The 17007-nt window shown below is 62.3% G+C and carries 14 protein-coding genes; all 14 read left to right on the forward strand.

Annotation, left to right across the window (positions count from 1 at the left end):
• Window positions 1-755: helix-turn-helix transcriptional regulator (locus I8J29_RS25030; RefSeq protein ID WP_208850151.1), on the forward strand; the 755-nt coding region annotated here is incomplete at its 5' end.
• A 244-nt stretch (window positions 756-999) separates the two neighbouring features.
• The gene (locus tag I8J29_RS25035) at window positions 1000-1929 is read left to right on the forward strand and encodes an ABC transporter permease (protein ID WP_208850152.1); all 930 of its coding nucleotides are present in this window, start codon (window positions 1000-1002) and stop codon (window positions 1927-1929) included.
• A gap of 13 nt (window positions 1930-1942) precedes the next feature.
• Entirely contained in the window at window positions 1943-2821 is an 879-nt protein-coding gene (locus I8J29_RS25040; protein WP_090648710.1) for a carbohydrate ABC transporter permease, read from the forward strand.
• A gap of 86 nt (window positions 2822-2907) precedes the next feature.
• Window positions 2908-4617: a type 2 periplasmic-binding domain-containing protein gene (locus I8J29_RS25045; RefSeq protein ID WP_208850153.1), complete on the forward strand. Its 1710-nt coding sequence runs from the start codon at window positions 2908-2910 to the stop codon at window positions 4615-4617.
• A 296-nt stretch (window positions 4618-4913) separates the two neighbouring features.
• The gene (locus tag I8J29_RS25050; protein ID WP_208850154.1) at window positions 4914-5573 is read left to right on the forward strand and encodes an SGNH/GDSL hydrolase family protein; all 660 of its coding nucleotides are present in this window, start codon (window positions 4914-4916) and stop codon (window positions 5571-5573) included.
• Between the two features lie 754 nt (window positions 5574-6327).
• Complete coding sequence (locus I8J29_RS25055; protein WP_208850155.1) at window positions 6328-8094, forward strand: sensor histidine kinase; 1767 nt, start codon at window positions 6328-6330, stop codon at window positions 8092-8094.
• A complete protein-coding gene (locus I8J29_RS25060) occupies window positions 8091-8894 on the forward strand; it encodes a response regulator transcription factor (RefSeq protein ID WP_208850156.1) in 804 nt (267 codons plus the stop codon). Before I8J29_RS25055 ends, I8J29_RS25060 begins: the two co-directional genes overlap by 4 nt.
• A gap of 142 nt (window positions 8895-9036) precedes the next feature.
• Window positions 9037-10419 carry an extracellular solute-binding protein gene (locus I8J29_RS25065; RefSeq protein WP_208850157.1) on the forward strand — a complete coding sequence of 461 codons (1383 nt, stop codon included), beginning with the start codon at window positions 9037-9039 and terminating at the stop codon, window positions 10417-10419.
• A gap of 87 nt (window positions 10420-10506) precedes the next feature.
• A complete protein-coding gene (locus tag I8J29_RS25070) occupies window positions 10507-11388 on the forward strand; it encodes a carbohydrate ABC transporter permease (RefSeq protein ID WP_208850158.1) in 882 nt (293 codons plus the stop codon).
• Between the two features lie 37 nt (window positions 11389-11425).
• A complete protein-coding gene (locus I8J29_RS25075; protein ID WP_338113284.1) occupies window positions 11426-12292 on the forward strand; it encodes a carbohydrate ABC transporter permease in 867 nt (288 codons plus the stop codon).
• 37 nt (window positions 12293-12329) lie between these two features.
• On the forward strand, window positions 12330-13319 hold the full coding sequence (locus I8J29_RS25080) for a glycoside hydrolase family 43 protein (protein ID WP_208850159.1): 990 nt from the start codon (window positions 12330-12332) through the stop codon (window positions 13317-13319).
• A gap of 201 nt (window positions 13320-13520) precedes the next feature.
• Window positions 13521-13880, forward strand: a complete 360-nt coding sequence (gene nrdI / locus I8J29_RS25085) for a class Ib ribonucleoside-diphosphate reductase assembly flavoprotein NrdI (RefSeq protein WP_208850160.1) — start codon at window positions 13521-13523, stop codon at window positions 13878-13880.
• Entirely contained in the window at window positions 13867-15951 is a 2085-nt protein-coding gene (gene nrdE / locus I8J29_RS25090; protein ID WP_208850161.1) for a class 1b ribonucleoside-diphosphate reductase subunit alpha, read from the forward strand. The genes nrdI and nrdE overlap by 14 nt, the downstream gene beginning before the upstream one ends.
• Window positions 15952-15992: 41 nt before the next feature.
• Window positions 15993-16955 (forward strand): class 1b ribonucleoside-diphosphate reductase subunit beta, encoded by a 963-nt coding sequence (gene nrdF, locus I8J29_RS25095; RefSeq protein WP_208850162.1) that lies wholly within the window; start codon window positions 15993-15995, stop codon window positions 16953-16955.
• Window positions 16956-17007 lie beyond the last annotated feature (52 nt).

Here is a 17007-nt window from a genome sequence, read left to right on the forward strand (position 1 = left end):
GGGCGCTGAAGCACGCGCTGTGGACCGGCGCGGCCGGCGCGATCGGCTGCGCGGAAGCGGCGGCGGCGGAGCGCGCGTTCGAGCCGCGGGCGGAAGCGTTCGCCGGCGCGTGCCGGGAGCTGTGCAAGCGCATACGGAACAAGCTCGGCGCGGGCGACGACCGCGGGACGGAGGCGGCGGTGGACGAGCTGTTCGCGTGCATCGCCGCGCACCCCGGCGCCGGCCGGACGTACGCCGGCAGCCTGCTCGGCGGCCTGCTCGACGGCCTGTGGACGCTCGCCGCGCCGACCGGCCAAGGCGCGGCGGCGGGCAGCGCGGGCGACCTGGCCGAGGTGCTCGCCTGCGAGCGGCAGGCGGACATGAAGCGCCGCGTCCTCTCGGCCGTGCGCCGAATCTCCGCGCGGCTGCACGAGAAGCGGGACCATAAGGACGATTACGTCGTGGGCCGCGCGCTGCGCCTGATCGAAGAGCGGTACGGCCAGACGGAGCTGAGTCTGGCGTATCTGGCCGCGGAGGTGTTCGTCTCGCCCAACCATCTCGGCATGCTGTTCAAGCGCCAGACCGGCAAGACGCCGCTCGCCTACATCCAGGAATACCGGCTCGCGCGGGCGGAGGAGCTGCTGCGGACGACGAAGCGGCGCGTCTCCGCGATCGCCGAGGAGGTCGGCATTCCGAACACGTCGTACTTCGGCACGCTGTTCAAGCAGGCGTACGGGATGACGCCGGGCGAGTACCAAGAGACGACGCAGCGTTGACGCGGCGTCCCATTCATAAAGTAGCGCGCGCCCGGCGACGGGCGGCGCGGCGAATGTCCCGGCGGCCGGATCGGCTGCCGGGACATTCGTCCGTTCGGCGGCCCGAGGGGGACGATTCGCGAGAGCGTTTACAAGAATCGTTGGTTTCTGATAGCCGCGTTCGTTTTTTGCATATCCGCGCGGACGCGCCGTTTTTATAATTAACTATGCCGACAAACGAAGCGAGAACGAAAGGAAGTCGACCATGAACCGTGTTTCCCCCAAAAGCAGCCTGTCGAAAAGGCTCTGGCTGCAGCGCTACCTGATGCTGCTGACGCTGCCCGCCGTCCTCTGGATGATGATGTTCAACTACGTCCCGATGTACGGCGTGATCATCGCGTTTCAAGAGTATACGCCGTTCCAGGGCTTCATCCGCAGCCCGTGGCTCGGACTCGGCAACTTCCGCGAGCTCTTCGCCGATCCGACGTTCCGGCAATCGCTGACCAACACGTTCACGATCAGCGTCGCGAAGCTGGCGTTCGGGTTCCCCGCGCCGATCATCCTGTCGCTGCTGTTGAATGAACTCGTTTTCAAACGGTTCAAGCGCATCGTGCAAAGCTTGACGTACCTGCCCTACTTCGTATCCTGGGTGCTCGTCGTCGGCTTCATGTACACGCTGCTCGATCCGGAGACGGGCGTCATCAGCAAGCTGCTGGTCAAGCTTCACCTGATTGGAAGCGATGTCATGCTGATGGGCAGCGCGCATTCCTTCCTGACGCTGGTCGTGGTGACCGAAATATGGAAGAACGTCGGCTGGAATTCCATCATCTACCTGGCGGCCATCGCGGGCATCGACCCGCAGCTGTACGAAGCGGCCGTCGTGGACGGCGCGAACCGCTTCCAGCGCGTCTGGCACATTACGCTGCCGGCGCTCAAGCCGACGATCATCATCCTGCTGATCCTCTCGATCGGGGGCCTGGTGAACTCGAACTTCGACCAGATGTTCCTGATGCAGAACTCCATGACGCAGGACGCCGCCAACGTGCTGGCCGTCTATTCCTACAAGACGGGCCTCGTCTCCGGACGGTTCTCGTACGGCACGGCCATCGGCCTGTTCCAGTCGCTCGTCGCGTTCGTGCTGATGTATATCGCCAACTACTCGTCGCGGAAGCTGACGAAAGAAAGCTTGTTCTAGGAGGAGAACCCGCATGATGACCTCATCGCGAAGCTGGAGCGGAAGAAGCTTCGACGCGCTCAACGTGATTCTGATGCTCGCGCTCTGCATCGTAACGCTCTACCCGTTCTACAACATCGTCATCACGTCGTTCAACGACCCGACCGACGCCGCCCGCGGCGGCATCACGCTGTGGCCTCGCGTGTTCTCGGTCGACAATTACCGCATCGTGTTCCGGGACGAGAACATGCTGCACGCCTTCCTCGTCACGATCGCGCGGACGGTCGCCGGCACGGCCGCGGCCGTGCTGTTCACCGGCGCCTTCGCGTACGGCATCTCGAAGAGCGAGCTGATCGGCCGCCGATTCTTCCTGATGATGGCGATCGTCACGATGTATTTCAGCGGCGGCATCATTCCGTACTACCTCGTCGTCGCGAAGTATTTGCACCTGAAGGGCCACTTTCTCGTTTACATCGTTCCGAACCTGTTCAACGTCTTCAACGCGATCATCATGCTGACGTTCTTCCGCGCCCTGCCGAAAGAGATCGAGGAGTCGGCGAAGATCGACGGCGCCAACGACCTGCGGATCTTCTTCCAGCTCGTGCTGCCGGTCTCCAAGCCCGTGCTGGCGACGATCGCGCTGTACAACGCGGTGTTCCATTGGAACGCCTGGTACGACGCGATGCTGTTCGGCGGCGACAAGCTGCCGACGCTGCAGCAGATCCTCATGCAGATCATCAGCTCCAACAGCAACGTCAGCCAATTGGCGAGCCAGCTCGGCTTCGGCGCGGTGTCGGCGGCTTCGCTGAAGCTGGCGACGATGGTCATCACGACGCTGCCGATCGTGTTCACGTACCCGTTCGTGCAGAAGTATTTCGTGCAGGGCGTCATGATCGGCTCGGTCAAAGGCTGATCCGTTCCATAGCGGCTTTACCGGCTTTACGCCGTTTAAAGTATACAGATGGAGACACGCTAGACATTATTCGAGGAGGTCGCATCATGAAAAAGAAAGGCATCTCGGCCCTGGCCGCCGCCGCGCTCGTGCTGACGGCGCTGACGGGCTGCGGCTCGAACGACGGCGCGAACGACGCGGCGAACGCCGGCGCTGCCGGCGGCGCGAACGGAGCCGCTGCCGGCAACGCCGGCGGCAACGCGCAACAAACGGCGGACGGCCCGTCGTGGAAGCAGGATACGTCGCCGTTCACGTTCACGCAATATTTCTACGGCAACTGGGCGTCCAGCTACTTGTGGAAGGACCAGTACGCGATGAAACTGGCGACGGAGAAGACCGGCGTCACGGTCGACCGGAAGCTCGCGACGGGCAGCGACGACGATTACCTCAACACGATGATCGCTTCCGGCGACTTGCCCGACACGATCATGCTCGATTGGAACAATCCGGCCGTCTCGAAGCTGATCAAGAACGGCATGGTCTATTCCATGGACGAACTGATGGACAAGTACGCGCCGGCGTTCAAGGCGCAGCTCGATCCCGACATGGTCAAGTACCATTCGATCGACGGCAAGCTGTGGTACCTGCCGAACCTGTACGAGACGAAGGACCGGCTGACGAGCGGCGTGCCGATCGTGGCGGTGCGGCCGTGGTTCATCCGCTCCGACATCTACAAGGCGATCGGCAGCCCGACGATCGCGACGACCGACGATCTGTTGAACGCGCTTAAACTCGCGAAGGAGAAATTTCCCAAGATCAGCCCGGTCGGCGTGGAATTCTTCGACGTCAACAAGAACGGCTTCGGCGGGAGCAATTCCATGGACTATTTGATCGATTCGTTCTCGCCGCATCTGCTCGAGGAGCGCGTCAAGGACGACCGGCAGCTCGTGGAATACCCGATGCGCAACAAGGGCTTCATCGACGCCTTCCGGTTCATGAGCCAGCTGAGCCGCAACGGCCTGCTCGATCCGCAGCTGCTCATCTACAAGCAGGAGCAGTACGAGGAGAAGCTGTACGGCGCGCAGTACGCGGTCGCGTCCCAGTTCATGAACAACATGTACACGATGTACAATCCGAAGATCGAAAGCACGCTCGGCAAGGACCAGACGTACACGGTCCTGGACGGCCTGAAGGCGAACGGCCAAGCGCCGCGCTACCCGGCGTCCCGCCTCATGGGCTGGCAGGGCTTCTTCGTGACGAAGAGCGCGAAAAATCCGGAGCGGATCATCCGGTTCGCCGAGTACGCCTGGTCGGACGAAGGCCAGATGGACATGCGCTACGGCAAGGAAGGCGAGACGTACGACATGGTCGACGGGCTGCCGAAATTCAAGCAGGACATTCTCGACATGTCCATCAAGGATAACGCCGCGTTCAACGCGAAGTACGGCTTCAGCGATTCGACGCTGCTCTTCCGGGCCGGCAAGGCGTGGGACGACGCCGCGGCGCGCGATCTGAAGGAGAGCCAGCCGGATCAATACGCGGCGAGCAAGCTGCTGGAGAAATACAACTTCGACGACTATACGCTCGGCATGGAGAACCTCGAGCCGGACGGCTCCACGCCGGAGGGCACGATCAACGCGAAGGTCAAGGACCTGTGGAACAAGACGATTCCGAAGCTGATCCTGTCCAAGACGGACGCGGAGTTCGACGCCGCGTACAATGGCTTCCTGAAGCAGATGGACCAAGTCGGCGCCGAGAAGGTCGAGAAAGTGATGTACCAGCGCCACCTGGACGATCTGAAGAAGAAAGGCCTCTAATCACCGTGCAAGGCTGTAAGGACGACAAGGACGGGCTGCCGCATGCCGGCGGCCCGTTCGCCGTGGCGCCGGGCGTGCTAGGGGGACCGCAAGTGCAAGAGCAAGAGCGAGAACACGTGCAAGTGTAGGTGCAAGAGGAAGTGCAAGTGCAAATGCAAGAGCAAGAGCAAGTGCAAGTGCAAGAACAAGAGCAAGTGCAAGTGCAAGAGCAAGTGCAAGTGCAAGTGCAAGTGCAAGAACAAGAGCAAGAGCAAGAGCAAGTGCAAGTGCAGGAGCAAGAAGGAGGGCAAACGCGCATGACCGATAACCAAACGCTGCTGTTCATCGGCGATTCCATCACGGACGGCGCCCGCGGCCGAACGAGCGACCCGAATCATATTTTGGGGCACGGCTACGTCTTCCAGATCGCGGGCAAGCTGGGGCTCGAGTACGGCGCGGACGCGCCGCGGGTCGTGAATCGCGGCGTCAGCGGCGACCGCGCGTCCGACCTGTACGCGCGCTGGAACGAAGACGCGATCGCCGTGCGGCCGGATGTCGTCAGCATCCTGGTCGGCGTGAACGATGCCTACTACATCGTGAACGGCGATCCCCGCGGCGCGAGCGACCGGTTCCGCCGGGCGTACGGCCACCTGCTGGAGGAGACGCGGACGACGCTGCCGAACGCCCGGGTCGTGCTGCTCGAGCCGTTCGCGCTGCGGACCGGCGGCGTCGCGGAGCGATGGGACGCGTGGTCGGCGAAGCTGGCGGAGTACCGGCTCGCGGTCGGGGAGCTCGCCCGCGAGCACGGGGCGACGTTCGTGCCGCTCCAGGCGCTTTTCGACGACGCCTGTCTGCGGGCGCCCGAGTCGCATTGGCTCTGGGACGGCATCCATCCGACGGCGGCCGGCCACGAGCTGATCGCGCGCCAATGGCTGGACGTCGCGGCGTTCCGTCCGCGGGGACGGAGCGGGGATTAGCGGGAGAACGGTTCCGCACAGCCTTGAGTCCATGCGATGAACTGCCGGCACGAAGGATGTTGGCCGGCAGAACGGTGATAATAGGGCAGAACGGCAGCATGGCTGTACGCACAAGGAAATGGAATCGAATACGGCATCGATGCACACGGCACATCCGATATACGGTAGGAGTCAAGGCCGCCCGACGGGGCGGCCTTTTATCTAGGCTGCGAAGCCCGGCTTGCCGCCATGCGCCGGCGACCGCGATGCATTCGCGCGGTTCCGCCCGACAGGGCGGTTTTTTGTATGCTTCGGCGCTCGTCCGGCACTCGGTTCGACATTTGGTTCGGCGCTCGTTCGGCACTTGGTTCGGCACTTGCTTCGGCGCTCGTCCGGCACTCGGTTCGGCACTCGGTTCGGCACTCGTTCGGCACTCGTTCGGCACTCGTCCGGCACTCGGTTCGGCACTCATCCGGCACTCGGTTCGGCACTCATCCGGCACTCGGTTCGGCGCTCGTCCGGCACCACGCTTCGCCGCCATGGGCCGCCAACTGCGATGCTTCCGCAAGATGCCGCCCAACGCTCCTCGCTCCGCCGTCCCGGACCGCCGACTCGCCCCATCCCGCCGCGCTTCTTTTGCCTGACATCCCATATTCCCATCGCTTCGAAGTCATGTTATGGTAGGAGATGCGAAACCGCTTACACCTGTCCGATCGGGACAAGCCCGAAGCGACGGGCTATTGGCGCGGGAAGAAGGAAAGGGAGGTTGAGGCGCATGTGGCCGAAGCTGTCGAAACTGAATACGCTGCGCAATCAGATGCTGCTCGGCTTCCTGTTCATCATGCTGATCATCCTCGCGTTCGTCGGCGGCATCACGTTCAACGCGGTATCGGAGCTGCTGAAGAACAACGCCGAGAAGCATATCCAGCAGACCGCGGTGCAGGCGAACGGCCGGCTGGAAAGCGTGCTCGACCAGATCGATTCGCTGACGACGCTCGTCTCGACGAACGGCTACGTCCAGCAGCTGCTCTTGAAGGACATGCACGGCAAGCCGTCGACGTTCGCCGAGCGGCAGGCGCTGCCGCCGATCATCAACCTCGTGCAGATGTACACGGACGGCATCAAGTCCGTCGAGCTGTACAACAAGGACGGGGAGCGGCTGTATCCGCTTGACGGCGGCAATCTCGGCGACAAGGTGAGCGAGGATTGGATCGCGCAGACGACGGCGAAGAAGGGCGGCATCGTCTGGTTCGGCATCGATCCGTCCGATCCGTCGTCGCTGCTCGCGATGCGGCGCATCAGCCTCGTGGACCAATATTTCTCCACGGGCGGCTACCTGCTCATCCGTGCCGACCGCGGCAAGTTCGCGCTGAAGGATCCGCTGTCGGGAGACGCGCAGGCGGAGACGATGCTGCTCATCGCCCGCGACGGGCAGCTGATCGCGTCGAACGACGACGCCGTCTCGCAGGCGGAGGCCGCGGGATTGACGGCGTCGAACGATCAGACCGTCGCGATCGGCAGCCGTTCGTTCATCCTCGTCAAGCAGCGGTCGTCCGTCACCGGCTGGACGCTGCTCATCCTGACGCCGGTCGATACGATTACGAAGGGGATCTCGGTCGTGCGGACGACGATCGTCGTCTCGGCGTGCATCGGCACGTTCCTGTTCGCCCTGTTCTCGTTCTTCCTGTCCACGATGATTACCCGGCCGGTGTTCCGGCTGATCAAGACGATGCGCGGCACGCGCCTCGGGGTGCTGAAGCCGACGGCCTCCGTATCGTCGACGATCGAGATCAAGGAACTGAACCATTCGTACAACCAGATGGTCGGCAACATCAACGGACTGATCCAGCTCGTGTACGAGAAAGAGCTGTCGCAGAGCCGCACGGAGCTGAAGGCGCTGCAGGCGCAGATCCATCCGCACTTCCTGTTCAACACGCTCGACGCGCTGTACTGGTCGCTGCTGGACAAGGACGAGGACGAGCTGGCGTCGTACGTCGTCGCGATGTCCGACCTGTTCCGGTACACGATCACGGGGCCCAACAAGGACGAATGGGTCGCGCTGCGCGACGAGCTCGACCATATCGAGCGGTACTTGCTGATCATGAAAATGCGGTTCGGGGATCGGCTCGCCTGGCGGATCGACGCCCCGCCGGAGCTCGCGGACGCGCAGCTGCCGAAGCTGCTGCTGCAGCCGCTCGTGGAGAACGCCATCCTGCACGGCCTCGAGAGCCGCATCGGGCCCGGGCGCGTCGACGTGTCGGTCGCGCGCGAAGGAGACGACGTCGTCATCGCGGTGGAGGACGACGGCGCCGGCATGGACGAGACGAAGCTGCGGCGCGTCATCGACGGCTTGGCGCGCGGGACCGTGCCCTCGTCCAAGAACTCGGGGGTCGGCATCGCCAACGTGCAGCGCCGGCTGAAGCTGTACTTCGGCGAAGCGGGCGAGAGCGGGAAGATGCCGCGGCTCGCCATTCAGAGCCAAAAGGGAGCCGGCACGCGCGTCAGCGTCCGGATTCCCGCGAATAGGAGGAGCACGCCATGAAAATCCGGACCATTCTGATCGTCGACGACGAGCCGCGGTCGCGGGAAGGCATGAAAAAAATGCTGAACGCCTGGGCGGCGGGGCAGTGCGAGCTGCTGACCGCGGAAAACGGCGCGGCCGCGCTTCGGCTGCTGGAGGAGCAGGCCGTGGATCTCATGATCACGGACATCCGCATGCCGGAAATCAGCGGTCTCGGCCTCGTCGAGCGGATGAACGCGTCGCCGCTGCTGCGCCAGCCGCCGGTCATCCTCGTCTCCGGCCACGCCGAGTTCGAATACGCCCAGCAGGCGATTCAGCTGTCGGTCGTCAATTATTTGCTGAAGCCGGTCAGCCGGGAGAAGCTGATCGCGGCGGTGGAGCAGGCGCTGAAGGCGGGCGAGGAGCGCAACCGCGTCGGGCTGATGCGGAAGCTGGCCGACCCGCGGCTCATGGACGTGGCGGAAGGGGAAGCCGCCTTAAGCGAACCGGTCCGCGCCGCCATGCGGTACGTCGACGCGCATATCGGCGAAGCCGTCGGCCTGAAGGAGGTCGCCGACGCCGTCCATCTGAACGGAAGCTATTTCAGCGCGCTCTTCAAGGAGCAGAGCGGCATGACGTTCAGCGAATACGTGGCCCGCCGGAAGCTGCACAAGGCGAAGGAGCTGCTGCTCACGACGAGCCTGCCCGTCGCCGAAATCGCCGAAAGGATCGGCTACCAGACAGCGAAATATTTCAACAAAGTGTTCAAGGAATACGAGCACGCGAGCCCGGGAAGATTCCGGAGCGGGATGCATGACGCGGAGCCGGAAATCGGAACCTAAGACGGGCTCGGACGGAAACAGCCAAAAATAGTGGAAGTTTAACCAAACGCCGTGCCCTTATCCCTCGTGGGCGCCGATGATACACTTTAGCCAGAAGGAAAGCGCATACATCCTTCGCACTTGTTTAAGGGGGAATTCGTTCATGAAGCGCAAGATCATTTCGCTCGGTACCCTGATGACCGCGCTGCTGCTCGTTGCAACCGCTTGCGGAAGCAATTCGGGCGGCACCGCCGGCAACCAAGCCGCGAACGGCGGCGGCAACAACGCGAACGCGGCGAACGCCGGCGCCGATAACGGCAGCGCGGGCGGGAACGCCGGCCCGGACGAGAAAATCACGCTCAAAATGATGCATCTGTGGCCGGACGGCAGCAATTCCGCGCAAAACAAAATGGTCACCGAAATCATCAAGGAGTACGAGGAAGCGAACCCGAACGTGACGATCACGACCGAGGTGCTCGAGAACGAGCAGTACAAGAGCAAGCTGAAGGTTCTGTCCGCCTCGAACGACCTGCCCGACGTCGGCTTCACGTGGGCGGCCGGCTTCATGGATCCGTACGTGAACGGCAACATGTTCGCGCCGGTGGACGATCTGCTGCAGGGCGAGCTGAAGGACAAATTCGTCGCCGGCACGACGGAAGCGTATGCCTTCGGCGGCAAGACGTACGCGCTTCCGGTCGAGCTGAACATCGTGCCGGTCTACTACAACAAGGATATTTTCGCCAAATACAACCTGCAGCCGCCGAAGACGCTGGACGAGCTGAAGACGATCATCAAGACGCTGAGCGACAACAAAGTGACGCCGATCACGCTCGGCGGCAAGGACGCCTGGCCGTCCTCGTTCTGGTACATGTACCTGGCGGACCGCATCGGCGGACCGGACGTGATGGACAAGGCCGTCGCGGGCAGCGACTTCGGCGACCCGTCCCTGCTCGAAGCGGCGAAGCAGGCGCAGGAGCTCGTGAACATGAACGCGTTCGTCAAGGGCTACAACGGCCTGTCCAACGACGAGGCGAAGTCGCTCTTCATGAACGAGCAGGCGGCGATGTTCGCGATGGGCACGTGGGAAGTGCCGAACTACACGACCTCGGCGGACGTGCCGCAGGCGTTCAAGGACAAGATCGGCTACTTCAAATTCCCGGCGGTCGACGGCGGCAAGGGCAGCGTGGACGATTGGGTCGGCGGACCGGGCGTTGGCCTGTTCGTGTCCCAGAACTCCAAGCACGTCGACGAAGCCAAGAAATTCGTCAGCTTCTTCGTGCGGAAGTGGGGCGAGCATTCCGTCACGGACGCGGGCGTCATCCCGGCCACGAAGGTCGACACGTCCTCGGTCAAGCTGCCGCAGATGTTCATCGACCTGCTGAACGAATTGAACCAAGCCAGCAAGGTGACGCTGTACCTCGACACGCAGATGAAGCCGGGCGCTTCCGACGCGCATCATAACCTCGTGCAGGCGCTGCTCGGCAAAGCCGTAACGCCGGAAGAATTCATCAAGAAGCAGGACGACGCCCTCAAGGCGGGCAAATAATCGCAACCGGGCCATCGGCCGGAGGACGGGCGCGCCGCAGGCGGCGCCGCCCGATCCGGACGACCCGGCGGGAGGCTATGACGAACCATGAATACGGTCATGTCCAACAAACGCATCATCGCCTTGTACGTCCTGCCGTCCTTGTTCCTGCTGCTCGCGATCATCTACGTGCCGATCGTGCTGACGGGCTATTACGGCTTGATGGAGTGGAACGGCATCGGCAAGCCGGACTTTATCGGCTTGGACAACTACAAGACGCTCATGCGCGATAGCGTGTTCTGGCACAGCACGTACCATTCGCTGCTGTTCGCGCTGCTGTCGACGCTTTGCTTGATCCTGTACCTGGCGGTCGCGCTGGTGCTCTCCGGCAAGATCCGGGGCGCCAACCTGCTCCGCAAAATCTACCTGCTCCCGATGCTGCTCTCCTCGGTCGCCATCGCCCAGCTGTGGCAGAAGGTGTACCATCCGACCAACGGCATCCTGAACGGCATTCTCGAGAAACTCGGCGTGGAGAATACGCCCAGCTGGCTGGCCGATCCGCATCTGGTGCTGTACGCGATTTTCATCCCGATTCTGTGGCAATTCGCGGGCTTCTACATTCTCATCTACTACGCGGCGTTGAAAAACATCCCCGCTTCGCTCGAGGAAGCGGCCAGAATCGACGGGGCGACCTCGCTGCAGGTCGCGCTGCGGATCAAGCTTCCGCTGATCTCCGAGGTCCTCAAGGTGACCGTCGTGCTGGCCGTCGTCGGCTCGCTGAAGTATTTCGACCTGATCTACGTCATGACGGACGGCGGACCGAACCAGGCGAGCGAAGTGATGGCCTCCTATATGTACCACAAAGCGTTCAAGGAATTCGACTTCGGGTACGGCAGCGCGATCGGCTTCTTCCTGCTCGTCATCTGCCTGGCGGCCACCTGGGTCATCCGGCGCGCGACGGCGGCCAAAGACACGATTCAATATTCCTGAACTGGAGGCGATTCCCTTGTCCGGCATCACGACCGCCATTCGACCCCGTTCCGGGACGGGCGTCTCTTCGAGACCGATCGGCAGGACGATCGGCTACGGCATCCTGTACGCCGCGCTTGCCGTCACGGCGGTGCTGCAGCTGCTGCCGCTGCTCTGGCTGCTGCTGTTCTCGCTGAAGAACAACCAGGAGATTTTCAATCTGGCGCCGTTCGCCGTGCCGAAGCAGCTGCATTGGAGCAATTACGCCACGGTATTGGAGCAGGGCAAGATCGGCCGCTACTTCCTGAACAGCATCTGGATCACGGCGGCGTCCGTCGTCTGCACGATCCTGCTCGCCAACTTCGTCACCTTCGCGATGACGCGGATGAAGTGGAAGCTGCATAAGGCGGTGCTCGGGCTGTTCATGATCGGCATGATGATTCCCGTCCATTCGACGCTCATCCCGCTGTTCAGCCTGTTCAAGTCGATTCACCTGAAGGACTCGCAGTTCAGCATCGTGCTGTCCTACGTCGCCTTCAACCTGCCGCTGACGATCATGATCCTGATCGGCTTCTACTACGCGCTTCCGCGCGAGGTGGAGGAAGCGGCGGTCATGGACGGCTGCAGCGTGAACCGGATGTTCTTCCGGATCATCCTGCCGATGACCGTATCCGTCAGCGTCACGGCCGCCATCATCAACATGATCTACAATTGGAACGAATTCATCTTCGTCAACACCTTCCTAAGCTCGGACGGCAAAAAGACGCTGACCGTCGGCATCCAGAATTTCGTCGGGCAGTATACGACCAACTGGGGCGCGATCGGCGCGACGCTCATGATCAGCATTTTGCCGATTCTGATCCTGTTCTTCCTGCTCAGCAACCGGATCGTCGAGGGCATCGCCGCCGGATCCGTGAAAGGCTGAAGCGGGTGCCAATTCACGCACAGAGGAGAGAGAGCCCATGTCCGATTCGCGCAAGCCGATCGCGCCGAACGAACCGATCGTCACGCATCTCTACACGGCGGATCCGTCCGCGCACGTCTTCGAGGGGAAGCTGTACGTCTATCCGTCGCACGACATCGACCACGACGGCCCGACGAACGACAACGGCGACCAGTATGCGATGGAAGACTATCGCGTCCTGTCGTTCGACGAAGAACTGACGAGCTGCACCGACCACGGCGAGGCGCTTCACGTCCGGGACGTGCCCTGGGCGTCGAAGCAAATGTGGGCGCCGGACGCGGCGTTCAAGAACGGCCGTTATTACCTCTTCTTCCCGGCGAGGGACCACGACGGAATCTTCCGCATCGGCGTCGCGACGGGCGATTCGCCGGCCGGTCCGTTCCGCGCGGAGCCGGATTGCATCCCGGGCAGCTTCAGCATCGATCCCGCCGTGTTCGTCGACGACGACGGCCGGGCGTACATGTACTTTGGCGGCCTGTGGGGCGGCCAGCTGGAGAAGTGGCAGACGGGCGAATACGTCCCGGACGCCGCCGGCCCCGACCCGTCGGCGCCCGCGCTCGGCCCGCGGGTCGCGGAGCTGAGCGGCGACCTGCTGTCGTTCCGTTCGGCCCCGGCCGAAATTCGCATCGCGGACGAGGACGGAACGCCGATCGCCGCCGGCGACGAAGAGCGCCGCTACTTCGAGGGGCCGTGGATGCACAAGCACAACGGGCTGTACTACCTGTCCTATTCCACGGGGACGACGCATAAGCTCGTCTACGCGGTGAGCGACAACCCGCTCGGGCCGTTCGCGTTCAAGGGGACGATCCTGACGCCCGTCCTCGGCTGGACCACGCACCATTCGATCGTGCGCTATCGGGACAAGTGGTACCTGTTCTATCATGACGCGTCGTTGTCGGGCGGCATCGATCACAAGCGCAGCGTGAAGTTCGCGGAATTGCGGTATCGCGACGACGGCACGATCGTAACGATCGATCCGTACGCCTGACGCGCCGTCGCGGCAGCCTCATGGCAATCTCCCGGCAGTCCTATGAAACGCAGCCCCGGCGGCTGCGTTTTTTTGGCGTTTCATAGAAAAAAATCGCGGTTATAAAAATTTGACAAGCACTATATATTGATATAAATTATAGTTCTACACCCTATATCTTGATTCTATTTGCAGCTATCGATCGAAAAGGAGCTACCAGCCATGATCATTGCTTATGATTCCCGAACGGGCAACGTGAAGCGATTCATTCAGAAAACCGACCTTCCCGCCGTGCAAATCGAGGCGTCCACCGTGCTCGACGACCCGTTCGTTCTCGTTACATACACGACGGGCTTCGGCGGCGCGCCGGAGAAAGTCATGACCTTCCTCGAACGCAACCATCGGAACCTGGTCGGCGTCTCCGCGAGCGGCAACCGCAACTGGGGCGACCGGTTCGCCAAGAGCGCGGACGAGATTTCGCGCAGGTACGGCGTGCCCGTGGTATCCAAGTTCGAGCTGGCGGGCACGGCGAAGGACGTCGAACGATTCGTCACGGAGGTGAGCGCGCTTGCGGCACATTGAGCTGAACAATTTGCTGATGCAGCGCGGCGAGGACGGCTTCTTCCGGCTGGAGAAGGACCGCGAGGCCGTCGACGCGTTCATGGCGGAAGCGGCGGGCCGCAGCCTGACGTTCGCGTCCACGGCGGACAAGCTGCGCTATATGATCGACCACGATTATTACGAGGATGTATATCGCGATTATACGGCGCGGGAGGTCGACGAGGTATTCGCGCTGACGCACGGGCATCCGTTCCGCTTCGAATCGTACATGGCCGCTTCGAAGTTCTATACCGATTACGCGATGAAGAGCGATGACAAGTCGCTGTACCTGGAGCATTATCCGGACCGCGTCGCGATCGTCGCGCTGCATCTGGGCCGCGGGGACGCCGAGACCGCGCGGAAGCTGGCGCTGGCGATGATGGAGCAGCGGGTCCAGCCGGCGACGCCGACGTTCCTGAACGCGGGCAAGAGCCGCCGCGGCGAGCTGGTCTCGTGCTTCCTGCTCGAAATGGACGATTCGCTCAATTCGATCAATTACGTGCTCGCGACGTGCATGCAGCTGTCCAAGATCGGCGGCGGCGTCGCCGTCAACCTATCGAAGCTGCGCGGCCGCGGCGAACCGATCAAAGGCGTCGAGGGCGCGGCCAAGGGCATCATGCCGGTGCTGAAGCTGATGGAGGACGCGTTCTCGTACGCCGACCAGATGGGGCAGCGCAAAGGCTCGGGCGCGGGCTATTACAATATTTTCGGCTGGGACGTCATGGAGTTCCTGGACAGCAAGAAGATCAACGCGGACGAGAAGACGCGGCTGAAGACGCTGTCGATCGGCCTCATCGTGCCGAATAAATTCTATGAGCTCGCCGAGCGCAACGAGAAGCTGCACGTCTTCGGGCCGCACTCGGTACTGAAAGCGTACGGGACGCATCTCGACGACATGGACATGGACGAGATGTACGAGACGCTGCTGGCCGACGGCCGCGTGAAAAAGAAAGCGGTGCTGGACGCGCGGGACATGCTGACCAAGATCGCCACGATCCAGCTGGAATCCGGCTATCCGTACATCATGAACCGGTCCAACGCGAACCGGGGGCACGCGCTGCGGGGCATCGGCATGATCAAGATGTCGAACCTGTGCACGGAGATCTTCCAATTCCAGGAGACGTCCGAGATCGGCGATTACGGGCAGGCGGACGTCATCCGCCGCGACATCAGCTGCAACCTCGCGTCGCTCAACATCGCGAACGTGATGGCGCTCGGCAAGATCCGCGAATCGGTGCACGAAGGCATGCTCGCGCTGACGGCCGTCACGGACATGACGCGGATCGAGAACGCGCCGGGCGTGGCGAAGGCGAACGACGAGCTCCGCTCGGTGGGTCTCGGGGCGATGAACCTGCACGGCTACCTGGCCAAGAACCGCATCGCCTACGAAAGCCCGGAAGCCCGCGATTTCGCGCGGACGTTCTTCATGACGATGAACTACCATTCGCTGGAATGCAGCATGGAGATCGCCCGCCGGTCGGGCCGGACGTTCGCCGGCTTCGACAAGTCGGATTACGCCAGCGGCGTCTACTTCGAGCGCTACCTGGAGACGGACTACCGGCCGGCGACGGAGAAGGTGCGGGCGCTCTTCGCGGACATCGCGGTTCCGTCCCCCGCGGACTGGGCGCGGCTGAAGGCGGAGGTGGCGGAGCACGGCCTATACCACGCGTACCGCCTGGCGATCGCGCCGACGCAGAGCATCTCGTACGTGCAGAATTCGACGAGCAGCGTCATGCCGATCGTCGAGCCGATCGAGACGCGGACGTACGCGAACTCCACGACCTATTATCCGATGCCGTTCTTGAGCAAGGACAATCTGTTCTATTACAAGTCGGCTTATCAGATGAACCAGCTCAAGGTGATCGACCTGATCGCCGAAATTCAAACGCACGTCGACCAAGGCATCTCGACGATCCTGCACGTCAACAGCGACGTCTCCACGCGGGAGCTGTCCCGGTACTACGTCTACGCCGCCAAGAAGGGGCTGAAGTCGCTCTACTATACGAGGACGAACATGCTGTCCGTCGAGAATTGCATCAGCTGCGCCGTCTGAGCGGCGAAGCCATACGCGCGTAACAAGGGAGAAGAGCCGCCATGTGTGCCATGAAAGCCGTTAATTGGAATCGTCCGGACGACGATTTCACGAGCCAGTTTTGGAATCAAAATATTATGCAGTTTTGGACTGACGACGAAATCCCGCTGTCCGACGACAAAATGTCCTGGATCGAGCTGAACGGGGCGGAACGCGAGACGTACATGAAGGCGCTCGGCGGCCTTACGCTGCTCGACACGGTGCAAGGCGGCGTCGGCATGCCGAAGATCCTCGAGCACGTCGACGGCTTGCAGCGCAAAGCCGTGCTCGGATTCATGGGGATGATGGAGCAGATCCACGCCAAGTCGTACAGCAGCATCTTTACGACGCTCGCGTCGACGGAGGAGATCGACGCCGTCTTCCGCTGGGTCGAGGAGAACCCCCGTCTGCAGGCGAAGGCGGAGCGGATCGCCGGGTATTACCGCACGATCGCGACGGGCAAGAGCCTCTATCTCGCGATGGCGGCCTCCGTGCTGCTGGAAAGCTACTTGTTCTACAGCGGCTTCTTCTATCCGCTCTATCTCGCGGGGCAGGGGAAAATGACGAGCAGCGGCGAAATCATCGACTTGATCCTGCGGGACGAGAGCATTCACGGCGTTTACGTCGGCGTGCTCGCGCAGGAGACGTTCGCGGCGCTCGGCGAAGCGGAGCGGGCGCGGGCGCAGGATGAATTGCTCGGTCTGCTGCACGAGCTGCACGAGAACGAGATGCGCTACACCGAGGAATTGTACGGGGCGATCGGACTGGTCGACGAGGTGAAGACGTTCGTGCGCTACAACGCCAACAAGGCGCTGATGAACCTCGGCCTCGAGCCCGTTTTCCCGGACGAGGACGTCAACCCGATCGTGTTCAACGGCATCAGCACGAAGACGAAGCAGCACGACTTCTTCTCCAAGAAGGGGAACGGCTACGTCCGGACGATTCACGTCGAGCCCTTGAACGACGCGGATTTCGTCTTTGAATGAAGGAAGCGCCGGCCATCGGTGCCCGGCAGGACTCCCGCGAGCGGTCGCGGGA

Origin of the sequence: Paenibacillus artemisiicola, assembly GCF_017652985.1 — a bacterium.
Lineage (GTDB): Bacteria > Bacillota > Bacilli > Paenibacillales > Paenibacillaceae > Paenibacillus_Z > Paenibacillus_Z artemisiicola.